Below are 16,343 nucleotides of genomic sequence, written 5' to 3' on the forward strand. Positions count from 1 at the left end.
TGAAAGCACGCCCTCCCTGCAATGAGGTGCGTGACAGGAGCCTTAGTCTGGCGTGGCCGGGGGCTGCGGGTCTGTGGGACAGCCGCGCCCGTCGACCGGGCCGGACGCGCCCCTGCATGTGGGACGTGTCCGGCAAGAGGGGCTTCAGCCCGCTGCGATGCGCTGTGCCAGGTGAGCGAGCGCTTCCTCGACCTGGTCCACCAGGATCAGGGACAGGTCGCCCGGCTGCAGGCGGGCCAGCGCGGCGTCGATCGCGACGAACTCGCCGCGGATCTCGTCGATCTGGCGGGTGCGGGCCGCACCCTGCAGGCCCTGGCGCAGCAGTGCCATCACTTCGCCGTCGGCGCGGCCGCGCTGTGCAGCATCCTGATAAAGGATCACGTCGTCGAAGGCTTCGCCGAGGATGGCCGTCTGGTCGCGGATGTCCGAGTCGCGCCGGTCGCCCGCGCCGCTGATCACCACCGAGCGCTTCTTCGCCGGCATCGTGTCCACCGCCGACACCAGTGCGCGCATGGCGTCGGTGTTGTGGCCGTAGTCGGCGATCACGGTGGCGCCGCGGTAGTCCATGACGTTGAAGCGCCCCGGCACGCCGGCCGCGTCGTTCATGAAGCTCGCGAGGCCGCTGCGGATGGTGTCCCAGTCGAGGCCCACGGCCCAGGCCGCGGCCACGGCGGCCATCACGTTGTCGACCTGGAAGCCGATGGTGCCGCCGCGCGTGATGGGCACGTCGCGCAGCGCAATGCGCTCGCGCCACGAGCCTTCGGCCGCGACCAGCGTGTCCTGGTCGACGTACACGGTGCGCTTGCCCTGCGCGCGGTGCGTGGCCATCACCGGGTGCATGCGGTCGGCGGTGAAGAAGATCACGTGGCCGGGGCAGCCGGCCGCCATGGCGGCGACGTTCACGTCGGCCGCGTTGAGCACCGCGTAGCCGTCGGCGGCCACATTGCGCACGATCACGCGCTTCAACACCGCGAGGTCTTCGACGGTGGTGATGTAGTTCAGGCCCAGATGGTCGCCGCTGCCGATGTTGGTGACCACTGCCACCTGACAGCGGTCGAAGCCGAGGCCTTCGCGCAGCACGCCGCCGCGCGCCACTTCGAACACGGCCGCGTCGACATCGGGGTGCATCAGCACGTTGCGCGCGCTCTTCGGGCCGCTGCAGTCGCCACTGTCGGTCTGGCGGCCGTCGACGTACACGCCGTCGGTGTTGGTCATGCCGGTGCGCAGGCCGCTCGATGCGAGCAGGTGGTTGATGAGGCGGGCCGTGGTGGTCTTGCCGTTGGTGCCGGTGACGGCGACCACGGGAATGCGGCCGTCGTCGCCGTGGGCGTACAGGGTGTCCATCACCGCTTCGCCGACCGCGCGGCCGCGGCCGAACGAGGGCGAGATGTGCATGCGCAGGCCGGGCGCTGCGTTCACCTCGACCACGCCGCCGTGCTGTTCCTCGAGCGGGCGCAGCACGTTCTCGCAGACCATGTCGACGCCGCAGATGTGCAGGCCGACCATCTGCGCCGCATCGACGGCGCGCGCCGCGACTTCGGGGTGCACCGTGTCGGTCACGTCGGTGGCGGTGCCGCCGGTCGACAGGTTCGCGTTGTTGCGCAGCACCACGCGCTGGCCGCGCGCGGGCACGCTGTCGGGCGTGAGGCCCTGGGCCTCGAGCCGGCCGATGGCGATGTCGTCGAGGCGAATCTTCGTGAGCGAAGTGGCATGGCCCTCGCCGCGGCGCGGGTCAAGGTTCACGGTGTCGACCAGCTGGCGCACCGTGGCGCTGCCGTCGCCGATCACCTGTGGCGGATCGCGCCGCGCGGCGGCCACGAGGCGGTCGCCCACCACCAGCAGGCGGAAGTCGAAGCCGGGCAGGAATTTCTCGACCATCACCTCGCCGTAGACGGCGGCCGAGTCGTAGGCCGCGAACAGTTCTTCGCGCGAGTTGATGTTGACGGTGACGCCCTTGCCCTGGTTGCCGTCCTGCGGCTTCACCACGACCGGCAGGCCGATCTCGTTGGCAGCAGCCCAGCCGTCTTCGGCGCTGGCCACGGGGCGGCCCAGCGGCACCGGCACGCCGGCGGCGTTGAGCAGCTGCTTGGTCAGTTCCTTGTCCTGCGCGATCGATTCGGCCACGCCGCTGGTGCTGTCGACTTCAGCGGCTTGAATGCGGCGCTGCTTGGAGCCCCAGCCGAACTGCACCAGGCTGCCGCTGGTCAGCCGGCGATACGGAATGCCGCGCGCCACGGCGGCATCGACGATGGAGCCGGTGCTCGGGCCCAGGCGCTCGGATTCGTCGAGGTCGCGCAGCTCGGTGATGGCGGCGTTGGCGTCGAAGGCAGTGTCGGCCAGGGCGGCCTCGATCAGCTGCTCGGCCAACTCGATCGCACGGCGGCCGACGGCTTCTTCGCTGTACTGGAACACGACCTGGTAGACGCCTTCTTCCACGGTGGGCGAGGTGTGGCCGAAGTTGACGGCGCAGCCGGCCTGCGCCTGCAGCGCCACGGCGGCGTTCTCAAGCACATGGGCCAGCGCCAGCGGTTGACCCAGCACCATCGGGTGCAGTTCGCCGATGGTCGGGAAGCGCGCGCGCAGGCGGGCTTCGAAGCCGGCCAGCTTGCTGATGGCGTTCTCGTCGCCTTGGCAGGCAACCACCGCTTCGATGGCAGTGTGGCGGCTCCAGAGATTGGGGCCGCGAAGGGCTCGGATGCGGGTGACTCTCATGCGAATTGCTGTTGGGGGTGTTGCGACGAGAGCGGCTGGGTCTGCGACAGCTGCAGCGAGGCGAGCGCCGCCTGCAGGTCGGCCTCGAAGGCCTCCACGCCGGCGCCGATCAGGTTCAGCGGAATGCCCATTGCCCAGGCGGCGGCCACGGCGGCCAGCAGGCTTTCGAGGCTCACGCCGGCATGGGTGGCGCGCCACACGGTCAGCCGGCCGAGGCCGGGCAGGAACGATTCGCTGTTGCCGTTGGCCAGCACAACACGGTCCTGCCGCACCAGCACGGCCTTGCCGCCGGCGCGCTGATGCGCCGTGAGTTCGGCGGCCTGCGGGTCGGCCGAATAGAGGATGACGGCGCCGTCGCACAGCGGCGCGAGGCCGGCCACGCGCGGGTCGCCCGCATTCAGCACGGCCGTGCCTTCGGACAGCACCACGTCGACCTGCGTGCGCAGCACCTTCACCATCTGGTCGCTCTCGGTGATGTCGTAGTCGGCCAGGGCTTCGAAGCCATCGAGATCGGTGACGATGCCGACTTCGCAGCGGTCGTAGGGGAGACCGTCGCGCAGGATGGTTTCGGCGCCGTTCTCGATCACCACGGCCTGCACGGCGCGGTTCACGAGCAGGCGGTGGCCGGCGTCCCAGTTGGCGCTGTCGCGCGCATCGACGCGGCGGCGTTCGAGGAACAGGCCGTCGCGGCAGGCGAGGCCGGTCTGGCGCCCGCCCAGGCCGATCAGCCAGGCCACGAGGCGCGCCAGCACGGCGGTGTCGCGCGAGCCGGCCACGCCGACCACGGGAATGCGCCCGGGCGCGTCGTTGGGGAACAGGTGGTCGCAGATGGCGCGGCCCACCGGGCGCGGCGAACCGACGGCCGGCTTCAGGTGCATCAGCAGGCCGGGGCCGGCATTGACTTCGACGATCGCACCGCGCTGCGGGCCCAGCGGCTTGGAAATGTCCTGCGCCACGAGATCGATGCCCGCGATGTCAAGGCCCACCACGCGCGCGGCGAGCACGGCGGCGTGCGCGACTTCGGGGTGGACCTGGTCGGTGCAGTCGTTGGCCATGTTGCCGTTGCGCTGGATCGTGACCACGCGGCCGGCGGCCGGCACGGCGTTGGCGTCCAGCTCCTGGCGCTTGAGCTCGAGCTGCAGCTTGGCGTCGCTGTCGATCACGATCACGTCGAGCGGAAACTCTTCCTCGGCGCCGCGGCGCGGGTCGCTGTTGAGCTGCTTGTCGATCAGGTCGCGCACGCTGCTCTGGCCGTCGCCGGTCACGGTGATGATCTCGCCGCGCGCGGCCGCCACCACTTCGCCGCCCACCACCAGCAGACGGTGCTCGTGGCCTCGGATGAAGCGCTCGACCATCACGTCGCTGCCCTCGGGCTCGGCGACCGCAAAGGCGGCCATGACTTCTTCACGCGTTGTCAGTTCGAGCGACACGCCGCGGCCGTGGTTGGCGTCGGAAGGTTTCACGGCCACCGGCAGGCCGATGTCCTCGGCGGCTTCCCAGGCTTCTTCGGCGTTGGCGACCACCTGGCCTTCGGGCACCGGCACGCCGCAGCTCGCGAGCAGGGACTTGGTCAGCTCCTTGTCGCTGGCGATCGATTCGCCGATGGCGCTGGTGTAGTCGGTCTCGGCGGTCCAGATGCGCTGCTGGTTGGCGCCGTAGCCCAGCTGCACGAGGTTGCCGCTGTTCAGGCGCATGTGCGGAATGCCGCGGTCGGTGGCGGCGGCCACGATGGCCGCGGTGCTCGGGCCGAGGTAGCAGTCTTCCACCTTGGCCTTGACCGCGTCGACGGCCTTCTGCACGTCGGCGGCGCTGAACGGGTCGTTGTTGATGGCCGCCATCAGCAGGCGGTGGCCCTCGGCCAGCGCCACGCGGGCGACCTGCTCGTCACGGGCGCGGAACACCATGCGGTAGACGCCGTGCTCGGAGGTGCTGCGGGTCTGGCCGAAACCGGTCGGCATGCCGGCGAGGTTCAGCAGTTCGATGACCACGTGCTCCAGCACGTGGCCGGACCACGTGCCCTCGGTCAGGCGCTGGATGAAGCCGCCGCGCTCGCCGACGCCGCAGTGGTGCTCGATGAGCGCCGGCAGCAGGCCGGTCAGGCGGTCGGTGAAGCCGTCGATCTTGTTGGAGGGGAAGTCTTCCAGCTGGCCCAGGTCGAGCCAGACTTCGAGTACCGGACGGTAGGTCCAGAGGTTCGGACCGCGCAAATAGTTGATGCGCAGCAGGCGGATGTCGTCGAAACGGGTCATGCAAACGTTCGAAGTGCTTTGGCCGAGCACCACGGCGCCTTCAGGCGCGCCCATGGCAATCGGTCAGAATCGGCGCCCGACCAAGGGCGCCATGACGCGGTCCATGCGGCCCGCGACGGGCAAGAGTCAGAGAAACACAATGCAACATCACGATCCAGTCGGCACCCGGGAGGGCGAAACAGAGGCGGCTTCAGACGCGCTGAAAAACCGGCTCGCAGTCGCGGAAAACGTTCTGGTAATACTGTCGGTTGACCTCGACGACCAACTTCGCTTCGCTTGCGGCCTAGTCGCGCTGACTGACCAGAGGCTGATCGCGCTCGAACCGGGCGGCGAATGGCGTGAGTGGCCGCTAACCGATGCAGCCCTGGAACTGCGCCTGTCCGACCACTCGGGGGTGGGAACCCTCGATTTGACGGGGCCTTCGGGCCGTTTGGCCCGCTGGCGCTACACCCTGGCCGGACAGGTCGCGGCGCTGCGCCTGCTCAAGTTGTTCGGCCAGCGAACGGCCGGTGTCGCCAAGGAGACAGCGGGGGCCGTCGAGGTTGCCGACGGCGAAGAGGGCACCCCCGACGCCGAACTCCAGACCCCGCCATCGACCTGGGTGCTGCTGCGCCTGGGCCGTTTCGCCGGCCCGTACCGCAAGCAGCTGATCCTGGGATTCGTACTCACCCTGATCTCCACCGCCGCCACGCTGGTGCCGCCGTACCTGACCATCCCGTTGATGGACGACATCCTGATCCCGTTCCAGAACGGGCAGAAGATCGACACCATGCGCGTGGGCCTGTACCTCGGCGGCCTGCTGATCGCGGCGCTGGTCGGCTGGGGGCTGGGCTGGGCGCGCACCTACCTGCTGGCGCTGGTGTCCGAGCGCATCGGCGCCGACCTGCGCACCACCACCTACGAGCACCTGCTGACCCTGCCGCTCGACTATTTCGGCGGCAAGCGCACCGGCGACCTGATGGCGCGCATCGGCTCCGAAACCGACCGCATCAACGTCTTCCTGTCGCTGCACGCGCTCGATTTCGCCAACGACGTGCTGATGATCGTGATGACCGCGGTCATCCTGATCTCCATCAACCCGCTGCTCGCGGTGGTTACGCTGGTGCCGCTGCCCTTCATCGCCTGGATGATCCACGTCGTGCGCGACCGCCTGCGCACCGGCTTCGAGAAGATCGACCGCGTCTGGTCCGAGGTGACCAACGTGCTGGCCGACACCATTCCCGGCATCCGCGTGGTCAAGGCCTTCGCGCAGGAGCGCCGCGAGGCCGAGCGCTTCCGCGTCGCCAACACCTACAACCTGCAGGTCAACGACAAGCTCAACCGCACGTGGTCGCTGTTCACGCCGACCGTGTCGCTGCTCACCGAAATCGGCCTGCTCGTGGTGTGGGCCTTCGGCATCTGGCAGGTGGCGCGCGGCAGCATCACGGTGGGTGTGCTCACGGCCTTCATCGCCTACATCGGCCGCTTCTACACGCGGCTCGACTCGATGAGCCGCATCGTCTCGGTCACGCAGAAGGCCGCCGCGGGCGCCAAGCGCATCTTCGACATCCTCGACCACGTGAGCAATGTGCCCGAACCGGCAAAGCCGGTTCCTGTCGGCCTTCCGGCCAAGCCGGGGGAGGTGCCGCGCGTGCAGGGCCGCATCGAGATGAGCGGGCTGGGCTTTCGCTACGGCTCGCGCGCCGTGATCCACGACCTCGACCTGACCATCGAGCCCGGCGAGATGATCGGCCTCGTGGGCCACAGCGGCTCGGGCAAGAGCACGCTGGTCAACCTCATCTGCCGCTTCTACGACGTGACCGACGGCGCCATCAAGGTCGACGGCACCGACATCCGCCGCTTCGCCGTGGCCGACTACCGGCGCCACGTAGGGCTGGTGCTGCAGGAACCCTTCCTGTTCTTCGGCACCATCGCGCAGAACATCGCCTACGGCAAGCCCGACGCCACGCGCGAAGAGGTGGTTGCCGCGGCCCGCGCGGCCCATGCGCACGACTTCATCCTGCGGCTGACGCACGGCTACGACTCGCTCGTGGGCGAGCGCGGGCAGGGCCTGTCGGGCGGCGAGCGCCAGCGCATCAGCATTGCGCGCGCGCTGCTGATCGATCCGCGCATCCTGATCCTCGACGAGGCCACCTCGGCCGTGGACACCGAGACCGAGAAGGAAATCCAGAAGGCCTTGGACAACCTCGTGCAGGGCCGCACCACCATCGCCATCGCGCACCGGCTGTCGACATTGCGCAAGGCCGACCGGCTCGTGGTCATGGACCGCGGCGAAGTGGTCGAGGTCGGGCCGCACGATGCCTTGATGGCGAAGCAGGGCGCCTACTGGCGGCTCTACCAGGCGCAACTGCGCCAGGGCGACGACGATGCGAGCGAAGGCGCCGCCAATGAGCGCGCCAGTGCGCAAGCCCCCCTGGCCATCAGCCACGCAGCACATCCGGCGGGCGACGCATGACCGAACTCAACACCCCATCTTTCGAACTCGAACGCGACGCCTTCGGCCGCCTCGTGCTGACCGACGCGCAGGGCGAGCGCCATGTGGGCGTCACGCCCGTGCGGGCCTTTCCGCTGAGCGCGCCGGGCCATGGCGTGTCGCTGGTCGGCAGCGAAGGCCGCGAGCTGGTCTGGATCGACAGCGTCGAGCAACTCCCGGCGCAGGCCAGGGTGCTGCTCGAAGAAGAACTCGCGGTGCGCGACTTCGCGCCCACGCTGCTGCGCCTGCACGGCGTGTCGAGCTTCGGCGTGCCCAGCACCTGGACCATCAGCACCGACCGCGGCGACACCAGTTTCGTGCTCAAGGCCGAGGAAGACATCCGCCGGCTCGAAGGCGGCGCGCTGCTCATTGCGAGCGCGCACGGCGTGCAGTTCCGCATTCCCGACGTGAAGACGCTCGACCGCGCGTCGCGCAAGCTGCTCGAACGTTTTCTCTAGCGCTCAGTCCAGCAGGTCGGAGTACTCGCCGCGCTCGTAGGCATCGGCGGTCTTCCACGGCAGCGTCTTCGGCGCCGCGATGGCCGAGGCGGTCATCACGTTGAGCGAGGTGCCGTGCGCATTGCGTTGCTCGATCTTGCGCGCATAGCGGCCGACCGTGTCCCACTCGATGCGCAGCGTGCTCTCGCCCTGCTGCACTTCGTAGCGCTGCACGCCCCTGCCAGCCGCGCCGAGCGGCTTCATGCGCGGCAGGCTCGCCGGATCGACCAGCCAGTAGGCATTCGCCCACGAGCCGCCATAGCCGACGTTGCCGTAGTCGGCGGCGTCGACCTCGATCACCTTGCGCTGCTCGCGCAGCACCATGCCCACCTGCACCTTGCCGGCCGCATCGCGGCGCAGCCACAGCGGCGCGGCTGTGTTGTCGGCGTGCGAGTGGCCGATGTGCACCTTGCCTTCGCGGGCCTCGTGGTCATGGTCGGCGCGCAGCACGGGCGGCAGCTCGCGCTCGACCCACACGGTGCCGGCGCGGCGGAACATCAGGTCGGCATAGCGGCTGTCGCGCTGCACGCCGTCCTTGCCAATCGACATCACGTGGTGCTGGATGCGCAGGTTCTGGTCGGGCGCCTCGGCATCGCCGGCGGCGCTGGCCGCCAGCGGAAGGCTCAGAACGGCCATCAGCACCATGCCAGGGATACCGCGGAACCGGCTTCGCCGGGCCGCAGGTATCGCCCTCTGCAAGAGGGTTGCCGAAGCGACACGAAGTGCGCGAAGGCTGGGGGTGTGCTTGATCACAGTCCGGCCGCTTCCTTGACCTTGTTGAACACCTTGATGTTCTCCATGGTGCCCTTGAAGCTCTTCGAGCCCGCGCCGCCGGCGAACAGCATCACGTCGCCGCCGCCGTGCGTTTCCGCGCCGGGCGTGCCGAGGTTGATGCCGACTTCCTGCAGGAAGTTGTCGTCCGTGGTGTCCATCGCGGTCTGGTCGTCGCGATCCGTGTCGCGTTTGGGTGCGATCCACGGCTTGTTGCCGTCTTCGGGGTTGGTCTGGCTGGCGAGCGTTGCATTGGGGCGGCCGCCGTTGCCGAACACCAGCGTGGTGTAGGGCTTGCCATCGGCCGCCTTCAAGGGCTTGCCGTCGGCGTAGCCGTTGACGAGGCCGAGGATCGGGTTACCGATTTTCGGGTAGCCGTTGAAGGCGATCGCATGATCATGGTCAGCCGTGACCACCACCAGCGTGTTCTGCAGGCCCGGGTCCTTCTTGTTCATGTAGTCGAGCGCGGTCTGGATGGCCGCGTCGAAGGCCAGCGTGTCTTCCAGCGCGCGCTTGGCATTGGTGCCGTGCAGCGCGTGGTCGATGCGCCCGCCTTCGACCATCAGGAAGAAGCCCTTGTCGTTCTTGCTGAGCACGCCGAGCGCTTTCTCGGTCATGTCGGACAGGCTCGGCTGGTCGAGGCTCTGCTTGACGCGGTCCAGCTCGTAGGCCATTTCGCTCTGCGAGAACAGGCCCAGCAGCTTGCCCGTGGCGGCCGTGTCGACGGCCTTGAGCTTGGTGCCCGTGTCGACGTAGGTGTAGCCCTTGGCCGTCATCGCGGCCACCAGGTCCACGTTGTCGGTGCGCTTGCTTTGCGCATTGGTCGACTTCGGCAGGTAGTTGCGCTGGCCGCCGCCGAGCAGCACGTCGACGCCGTCGAGCAGCTTGGGGTTGTAGTTCGGGTGGCCCGGAACGCTCTGCTCTGCGATGGTGTTGTAGCCGTTGCGGTTGCAGATGTGCGCGTAGGTGGTGGCCGGCGTGGCATGGCCGACGCGCGTGGTCGACACGGCGCCGACCGCGCGGCCCTTGGCCTTGGCGAGCTCGAGCAGCGTGTCGGCCGCCTTGCCGTTGGTCGACGGGCAGGTGGTGTCTTCGCCGTTGATGTACTGCTTGCCGGTGCTGTCGACGGCGGTGGTGTCACTCGACATCGAGATCACCTCGTTGCGCATCTTCACACCGGTCATGTAGGCCGCCATCGAGGGCGCGCTGTCGGTGGTCTGGCCGTCGAGCGAGAAGGTCTTCACGCGCGCCGCGTAGGGCAGCGACTGCATGACGAGGTTGGCGCGCTCGGGGCTCACGAGCGAACCGGGCTTGGCGGCCAGTTGCTTCTCGCCTTTGTAGATGCGCGCGGCGGTCACGGTGACAGGGCCCATGCCGTCGCCGAGGAAGAAGATGACGTTCTTGGCTTCGCCGGCGGCGTAAGCGTTGCCGGCCAGGGTGCCGGCGGCGGCGCAGACGAGGGCGGCGGCCAGACGGGTTTTGCGAGTGATGCGGTTCATGGTCGTGTTCATGGTTGTGCTCATCGGTGCGTGCGGGGTGCCCCTCACAGGCCGACCGCCTTCTTGATCAGGCCGAACACGTCGGTGTTGGTGATGACGCCGGAGAAGTTGTCGGCGCCCAGGCCCTGAGCACCGAGGAAGACGTCGGCGCCGCCATGGGTTTCGGAGTCGCTGGCCGCATCCATCGGCACGACGGCTTCCTGCTTGTAGTCCTTGCTTTCCAGTTCGGCGTCGCTGATCGGGCCGCGCGTGGCGAGACGGCGCGGGCCATTGCCGAAGCCGATGATGGTGTAGGGGTTGCCGCCCACGTCCTTGCTGGTCTTGCTGGTGTCTACATAGTCCTTCACCAGGCCGAGCACGCCCGGCTTGCCGGCCTCGGTCTTGCCGGTGCGCGCGGCATAGCCGTTGAGCTGCAGCGTGTGGTCGTGGTCGGCCGTGACCACCACCAGCGTGTTCTTCAGGCCCGGATCGATCGCCTGCATCTTGTCGAGCGCGAGCTTGATGGCGTCGTCGAAGGCGCCGGTGTCCTGCAGCGCACGGCGCGCGTTGGTGGCGTGCAGCGCGTGGTCGATGCGGCCGCCCTCGACCATCAGGAAGAAGCCCTTCTTGCGCGCCGCCAGTGCATCGATGGCCTTGCCGGTCATCTCTGCCAGGCTCGGTTCCTTGGTGGCGTCACGGTCCAGGTCGTAGGCCATGTGGCTCTTGGTGAAGAGGCCGGCGATCTTGGTGGCGCCGTCTGCAGGCAGCTTGTCGAACTCGCTCTTGCTGCCGGCATAGCTGTACTTGGCAGCCTTCAGTTCGGCGATCAGGTTGCGCTTGTCGTTGCGCTTGCCGCCGTCTTCCTTGGCGGTGAAGTAGTCGGTGCCGCCGCCGAAGAACACGTCGACGCCGTCACCGAGCTTGCCGTTGTAGCCCGCGCCGCCCGGCACCAGCGCCGCGGCGATGGTGTTCTCGGCGTCGCGGTGGCACACATGCGAGTAGGTGGCGGCGGGCGTGGCGTGCGTGATGCGCGTGGTGGTCACCACGCCGGTCGCATAGCCCTTGGCCTTGCTCTGCTCGAGCAGCGTCTCGACGGCCTGGCCGTTGCCCGAGGGGCAGGTGCTGTCGAAGCTGACGTGGTAGGCCTTGCCCGAGGCGTCGGTGGCCTTGGTCTCGGGGCTCATCGAGATGACTTCGTTGTTCATCTTGACGCCGGTCATGTAGGCCGACATCGAGGGGGCGCTGTCGGTCACCTGGGCGTCGTTCGAATAGGTGTGGACGAAGGCCGTCTCGGGCAGCGTGTCCATCGTCAGGTCGCCGTCCTCGCCGACCTTGTAGATGCGCGCGGCGGTCATCGTGGTGATGCCCATGCCGTCGCCCAGGAAGAACAGCACGTTCTTCTGGGGTTGCGCGGCGGGCGGTTGCGCGGCCGGCGGCGCAGTGGTCGGCGGCGGGATCAGCGGCAGCAAGGAAAAGCCGTTGCTGTTGCCGCTGCCGCCGCAGGCGGTCAGCAGCAGCGAGAAACCCAGCAGTGCTGGGGCAATGAAGCGTTGGGTCATGCGACTCCCTTCGATGGTTGTTCGACCGGTGCGCATGACGCGCACCGTTTCTGGGAGTGAAATCTAAAGACGTCAGATGACTCGGCGGTGACGATGCACATCCGCCGAGAAAGTTCAGCCCATTTCAAAAAAGAAAGGCGGCGGAATTCGCCGGCGTGTCATGCCCGGCTGCCAGCGGGCGCGGCCTGCGAAAATCGCGTCTTTGGACTACAGCGGCCTCGCCGTTGACGGATATGCCCCTGCACACCACCGCCCTCGTTCTGTTCTCCGGCGGCCAGGACTCGGCCACCTGCCTCGCCGATGCGCTCTCGAAGTACCAGCGCGTCGAAACCCTGGGCTTCGACTACGGGCAGCGCCACCGCGTCGAGCTCGACGTGCGCGGCACCGTCCTCGCGAAGATGCGCGAGCGTTTCCCCGTCTGGGCGCCCCGCCTCGGCGAAGACCACGTACTCACGCTCGCGGCGCTGGCGCAGCTCGGCGGCTCCTCGCTGACCGAAGAGGTCGCCTTCGCCATGCAGGCCGACGGCCTGCCCAACACCTTCGTGCCAGGGCGCAACCTGCTGTTCCTCACGCTGGCCGGCGCGCTGGCGTACCGGCGCGGGCTGCAGGTGATCGTCACCGGCGTCTGCGAGACCGACTTCTCGGGGTACCCCGACTGCCGCGACGACACCATGAAGGCGATGCAGCTCGCGCTCTCGCTCGGGCTGGAGCGCCGCCTCGTCATCGAGACGCCGCTCATGTGGATCGACAAGGCCGAGACCTGGGCCATGGCCCACCGCCTGGGCGGCGAGCCGCTGGTGGAGCTGATCGTGGAAGAGACGCACACCTGCTACCTGGGCGATCGCGTGCACCGCCAGGCCTGGGGCTACGGGTGTGGCGAATGCCCCGCCTGCGAGCTGCGCAAGAAGGGCTGGGAGCGCTACGCCGCGGCGGGTTGAGCCGCCGAGATGTTCAGCCGGTAGCGCGCGCCGCCCGCCGTTGCTTCTTCCTGCGGCACCAGCGTCCAGCGCTGGTTGTGGAAGTCTCCGACGGCTGCGCGGTGCGCGATCGACACCATCGCGCCGCCCGCTGCATGGACCATGTCCGACAACCGCTTGTAGAGCACACCCTCGGCCTGCGCATCGAGTGCGCTGGTGACCTCGTCGGCGAAGAGCCATGCCGGTTTCTTCAGCAGCACGCGTGCGATGGCCAGGCGCTGCTGCTCGCCGCCGGAGAGTTTCTGGCTCCATGAATCGCTGTCGTCCAGGCGGCTGGCCAGGTCGGGGAGGAGGGCGTCGGTCAGAGCCTTGCGAAGCTGCTCGTCGGTGAAATCGGCGGCGGGGTTCGGGTAGGTCAGCGCGTCGCGCAGCTTGCCGTCGGGCACGTAGGGGCGCTGCGGCATGAACACCGCGCCGTCTGGCATCTTCACGTGCCCGCTCGCGAACGGCCAGATGCCGGCGAAGGAGCGGAACAAGGTCGACTTGCCGCTGCCCGAGGAGCCCTGCAGCAGCACGCTGTCGCCGGGTTTCACGGCCAGCGCGGCGCCGCTCAGCAGCGAAGTGCCGTTTGGCAGCGCCACAGAGAGGTCGTCGCTGCGCAGATCGGCCGCCTCCCCGCGTTGCAGCGGCATGGCCTGCGCAGCGTGGGCGCGCATCGCGTCGTCGAAGCTGGTCAGACGGTCGGTGGTGGCGCGCCAGACCGCGACCTTGTCGTAGTTGTCGACGAACCAGCTCAGCGAGTCCTGCACCTTGCCGAATGCAGACGAGATCTGCATCAGCTGGCCCAACTGGATCGCGCCGCTGAAGAAGCGGGGCGCGGCCACCACGAACGGGAAGATCACCGCAGCCTGCCCGAAGAACGAGGTGAAGGTGATCAGGTTCTTCTGCTGCTTGATGAGCAGCAGGTAGTTGCGCAGCACGCTGCCAAAGCGCATGTCGAGCTGGCCGTGCTCGACCTTCTCGCCCCTGTCCAGCGCGATCGCCTCGCTGTACTCGCGCACCCGCACCAGGTGATGCCGGAAGTCGGCCTCGAAGCGCTGCTGGCGGAAGTTGGTGCCGATCAGCGGGCGGCCGATGAAATGCGTGATGACGGTCCCGACCACGCAGTACGCGATCGCCAGCCACACCATGGCGCCCACGATCTGGTAGGTGGTGCCGCCCATCGAGAATTCGACGCTGCCCGACAGCCCCCAGAGGATGCCGACGAAGCTCACCAGCGTGACCACCGCATTCAGCAGGCCCATCGACAGCGTCATCGTGTAGTCGGTGAAAAGCTGCATGTCTTCCTGGATACGCTGGTCGGGGTTGTCCGGCGTCTGGCCGTCCTTGTTCGCGTAGCGCGCGAGTTCGAGGTGATAGAAGGTGCGGTTGGCCATCCAGCGCGTCATGTAGTCGCGCGTCATCCAGCTGCGCCAGCGCAGCTGGAGCAATTGCGTCACATAGAACTTGAGCACCTGCAGCGCGATGTTGAAAAAGGCCAGCACGACGAACACGCGGATCTCGCGCCAGAAGACCGCCGCATCCTTGTTCTGCAGCCCGTCGTAGAAGCGCCCGTACCACTGGTTGAAGAGCACCAGCGCGTAGACGTAGGCCAGGTTGAGCGCGACGATCGCCGCGAACATGGTCCTCGCGCGCCATTTCTCCTCGGACCTGAAATAAGGCGCCGCAAGCGCAAAGACGCGCCTCAGAACCTGGGTGAACGTGGCGGCTCGCGCCGTGACGGATGAAGACATGCAGGTTTCCTCGCAGGCGCAGGTGCGCCGGACATCATGAGGAAACCATAGTAGACAAATGTTTCTTAAATGGACCTGAAACCCGGCCGCCGGGCAAAAAAAGTACCTTCAGCGCAGAAGGACCCGCGCAGCCGTCGAAAGGAAATACGCCAGCGGCGGTGTCTTCAACCCCTCGACCTTCGCCTCTTCGTCCCAAAGCCTCAGCCGCACCGCATCGTCGGCCCAGCGATGCTCGGCAAAACGGGCCGCCGCTGCCGCATCCATCACGCCGCCCTGCAGTGCAAGGCTGCGCACGGAATCCGGCGAGAGCTTCGAGAAATAGTCCGGCCGCATCGCGCACAGATAGCGCTTGGCATCCACGTGCAGCCGTATCGGCTCGCGCACTTCCACGTCGAAGGCGCCGCGCAGCAGCGGCAGCGCGATGTATTGATGGCGATCGTCGATACCCAGCTCGGTGGGCGATTGCGCGAGCGTCTGGTGCTCGGCGATCAGCAGGTGTCCAAGGTCGTGCAGCAGTGCGGCCGTGACCAGCGCGTCGCTCGCACCCGCCTGCTCGGCGAGCCATGCGCACTGCAGCGCGTGTTCGAGCTGCGAGACCGGCTCGCCCGCGTAGACCACCCCGCCGCGTTCGGCGAACAGGCGTGCGATCTCGGCGAGGTCGAGTGTCATGGAGTTGAAACGAAGCAAACGCCAAGCGCGTGCGGCAGCCTGTGAAGCGTCGTCCCGCGCCATGACATCCGTGTGACGCATCTGACAAACCCCTGTCACACGGCACTGCGAGCATCGCCGCGTCCACGGCCGAGCCGTGCGTACTTTCGTCCGCGTACTTTCACTCCTTCCCGAGGGATCTCCCATCATGTCGTTCCGCTTCATCCGCCGCGTTGCCGTGCCCGCCGCGTTGTTCTCGCTGGCCTTCGCAGCCTCCGCGCAAGGCCGCACCGAGCTGCTGGTCTACACCGCGCTCGAAGCCGACCAGGTGCAGGCCTACAAGGCCGCGTTCGAAAAGGAAAACCCGGCCGTCGAACTGAAGTTCGTGCGCGACTCCACCGGCATCGTCACCGCCAAGCTGCTGGCCGAAAAGGCCAACCCGCAGGCCGACGTGGTGTGGGGCCTGGCCGCCACTTCGCTGATGCTGCTCGACAAGGAAGGCATGCTCCAGCCCTATGCGCCCAAGGGCCTGGACGCCGTGAAGGCCACCATGCGCGATCCGGCCAACCCGCCCAAGTGGGTCGGAATGGACGTGTGGTCGTCGGCCATCTGCTTCAACACCGCCGAAGCCACGAAGAAGAACCTGCCCAAGCCCACCAGCTGGGCGGATCTCACCAACCCGGTCTACAAGGGCCAGATCACCATGCCCAACCCCGCGGCATCGGGCACCGGCTACCTCATGGTGTCGGGCTGGATCCAGATGATGGGCGAGGAAAAAGCGTGGAAGTACATGGACGCGCTGCACCAGAACATCGGTATCTACAGCCAGTCGGGCAGCAAGCCCTGCCGCCAGGCCGGCGCCGGCGAATTCGCGCTCGGCATGTCCTTCGAATACCGCGCCAACAAGACCAAGCGCGACGGCGCCCCCATCGACATCGTGCTGCCCAAGGAGGGCCTCGGCTGGGACATGGAAGCCACCGGCATCATCAAGACCAGCAAGAAGCAGGACGCCGCCAAGGCGCTGGCCGACTGGGCCGTCACCAAGCAGGCCAACGAGCTCTACGCGAAGAACTTCGCCGTGCTCGCGCTGCCGGGCATCCAGGAGAAGCTCGAATTCGTGCCGGGCGACGTCGAGAAGCTGCTCGCCAAGAACGACTTCACCTGGGCCGCCGCGAACCGCGACCGTATCCTCACCGAATGGTCCAAGCGCTACGAATCGAAATCCGAAAAGAAGCCGATGTGATGA

11 protein-coding genes are annotated in these 16,343 nt (G+C 67.8%); 4 read left to right on the forward strand and 7 right to left on the reverse strand.

What is annotated here, in order from left to right; all coding sequences use genetic code 11:
* Window positions 1–144: 144 nt before the first annotated feature.
* A complete protein-coding gene (gene cphA, locus AC1DFC_RS20415) occupies window positions 145–2,712 on the reverse strand; it encodes a cyanophycin synthetase (RefSeq protein WP_007831759.1) in 2,568 nt (855 codons plus the stop codon).
* Entirely contained in the window at window positions 2,709–4,961 is a 2,253-nt protein-coding gene (locus AC1DFC_RS20420) for a cyanophycin synthetase (RefSeq protein WP_237726067.1), read from the reverse strand. The genes cphA and AC1DFC_RS20420 overlap by 4 nt, the downstream gene beginning before the upstream one ends.
* A 139-nt stretch (window positions 4,962–5,100) precedes the next feature.
* On the opposite strand from AC1DFC_RS20420, the gene AC1DFC_RS20425 reads away from it, so the two are divergent.
* The gene (locus AC1DFC_RS20425) at window positions 5,101–7,416 is read left to right on the forward strand and encodes a cyanophycin metabolism-associated ABC transporter (protein WP_478179875.1); all 2,316 of its coding nucleotides are present in this window, start codon (window positions 5,101–5,103) and stop codon (window positions 7,414–7,416) included.
* Window positions 7,413–7,892 carry a cyanophycin metabolism-associated DUF1854 family protein gene (locus AC1DFC_RS20430; RefSeq protein WP_478179876.1) on the forward strand — a complete coding sequence of 160 codons (480 nt, stop codon included), beginning with the start codon at window positions 7,413–7,415 and terminating at the stop codon, window positions 7,890–7,892. The genes AC1DFC_RS20425 and AC1DFC_RS20430 overlap by 4 nt, the downstream gene beginning before the upstream one ends.
* A gap of 3 nt (window positions 7,893–7,895) precedes the next feature.
* Here the strand turns inward: AC1DFC_RS20430 and AC1DFC_RS20435 are convergent, their stop codons facing one another.
* From AC1DFC_RS20435 to AC1DFC_RS20445, 3 genes are all read right to left on the reverse strand, one after another.
* Window positions 7,896–8,567 carry a hypothetical protein gene (locus AC1DFC_RS20435; protein WP_478179877.1) on the reverse strand — a complete coding sequence of 224 codons (672 nt, stop codon included), beginning with the start codon at window positions 8,565–8,567 and terminating at the stop codon, window positions 7,896–7,898.
* Between the two features lie 113 nt (window positions 8,568–8,680).
* Window positions 8,681–10,201 (reverse strand): alkaline phosphatase, encoded by a 1,521-nt coding sequence (locus tag AC1DFC_RS20440; RefSeq protein ID WP_478179878.1) that lies wholly within the window; start codon window positions 10,199–10,201, stop codon window positions 8,681–8,683.
* Between the two features lie 44 nt (window positions 10,202–10,245).
* Entirely contained in the window at window positions 10,246–11,739 is a 1,494-nt protein-coding gene (locus tag AC1DFC_RS20445) for an alkaline phosphatase (RefSeq protein WP_478179879.1), read from the reverse strand.
* Between the two features lie 233 nt (window positions 11,740–11,972).
* Between AC1DFC_RS20445 and queC the strand changes: the two genes are divergently transcribed.
* Window positions 11,973–12,677, forward strand: a complete 705-nt coding sequence (gene queC, locus AC1DFC_RS20450) for a 7-cyano-7-deazaguanine synthase QueC (RefSeq protein WP_007831740.1) — start codon at window positions 11,973–11,975, stop codon at window positions 12,675–12,677.
* Here the strand turns inward: queC and AC1DFC_RS20455 are convergent.
* Both AC1DFC_RS20455 and AC1DFC_RS20460 read right to left on the reverse strand, forming a co-directional pair.
* Window positions 12,659–14,449: an ABC transporter ATP-binding protein/permease gene (locus AC1DFC_RS20455; RefSeq protein ID WP_413315393.1), complete on the reverse strand. Its 1,791-nt coding sequence runs from the start codon at window positions 14,447–14,449 to the stop codon at window positions 12,659–12,661. The two genes, queC and AC1DFC_RS20455, sit on opposite strands and share 19 nt — an antisense overlap.
* A 108-nt stretch (window positions 14,450–14,557) precedes the next feature.
* On the reverse strand, window positions 14,558–15,118 hold the full coding sequence (locus tag AC1DFC_RS20460; protein ID WP_478179880.1) for a phosphonate degradation HD-domain oxygenase: 561 nt from the start codon (window positions 15,116–15,118) through the stop codon (window positions 14,558–14,560).
* Window positions 15,119–15,305: 187 nt separating this feature from the next.
* On the opposite strand from AC1DFC_RS20460, the gene AC1DFC_RS20465 reads away from it, so the two are divergent.
* A complete protein-coding gene (locus AC1DFC_RS20465; protein WP_007831737.1) occupies window positions 15,306–16,340 on the forward strand; it encodes a putative 2-aminoethylphosphonate ABC transporter substrate-binding protein in 1,035 nt (344 codons plus the stop codon).
* The last annotated feature ends 3 nt before the right edge of the window (window positions 16,341–16,343 follow it).

The sequence above is a fragment of the Variovorax sp. 10L421 genome, from assembly GCF_056395365.1.

Coding starts and splice junctions, on each gene's coding strand:
- AC1DFC_RS20460 (WP_478179880.1), bottom strand. CDS start 15,118: ATGACACTCGACCTCGCCGAGATCGCACGCCTGTTCGCCGAACGCGGC.
- AC1DFC_RS20435 (WP_478179877.1), bottom strand. CDS start 8,567: ATGGCCGTTCTGAGCCTTCCGCTGGCGGCCAGCGCCGCCGGCGATGCC.
- AC1DFC_RS20425 (WP_478179875.1), top strand. CDS start 5,101: ATGCAACATCACGATCCAGTCGGCACCCGGGAGGGCGAAACAGAGGCG.
- cphA (WP_007831759.1), bottom strand. CDS start 2,712: ATGAGAGTCACCCGCATCCGAGCCCTTCGCGGCCCCAATCTCTGGAGC.
- AC1DFC_RS20440 (WP_478179878.1), bottom strand. CDS start 10,201: ATGAACCGCATCACTCGCAAAACCCGTCTGGCCGCCGCCCTCGTCTGC.
- AC1DFC_RS20430 (WP_478179876.1), top strand. CDS start 7,413: ATGACCGAACTCAACACCCCATCTTTCGAACTCGAACGCGACGCCTTC.
- AC1DFC_RS20455 (WP_413315393.1), bottom strand. CDS start 14,449: ATGTCTTCATCCGTCACGGCGCGAGCCGCCACGTTCACCCAGGTTCTG.
- AC1DFC_RS20420 (WP_237726067.1), bottom strand. CDS start 4,961: ATGACCCGTTTCGACGACATCCGCCTGCTGCGCATCAACTATTTGCGC.
- AC1DFC_RS20445 (WP_478179879.1), bottom strand. CDS start 11,739: ATGACCCAACGCTTCATTGCCCCAGCACTGCTGGGTTTCTCGCTGCTG.
- queC (WP_007831740.1), top strand. CDS start 11,973: ATGCCCCTGCACACCACCGCCCTCGTTCTGTTCTCCGGCGGCCAGGAC.
- AC1DFC_RS20465 (WP_007831737.1), top strand. CDS start 15,306: ATGTCGTTCCGCTTCATCCGCCGCGTTGCCGTGCCCGCCGCGTTGTTC.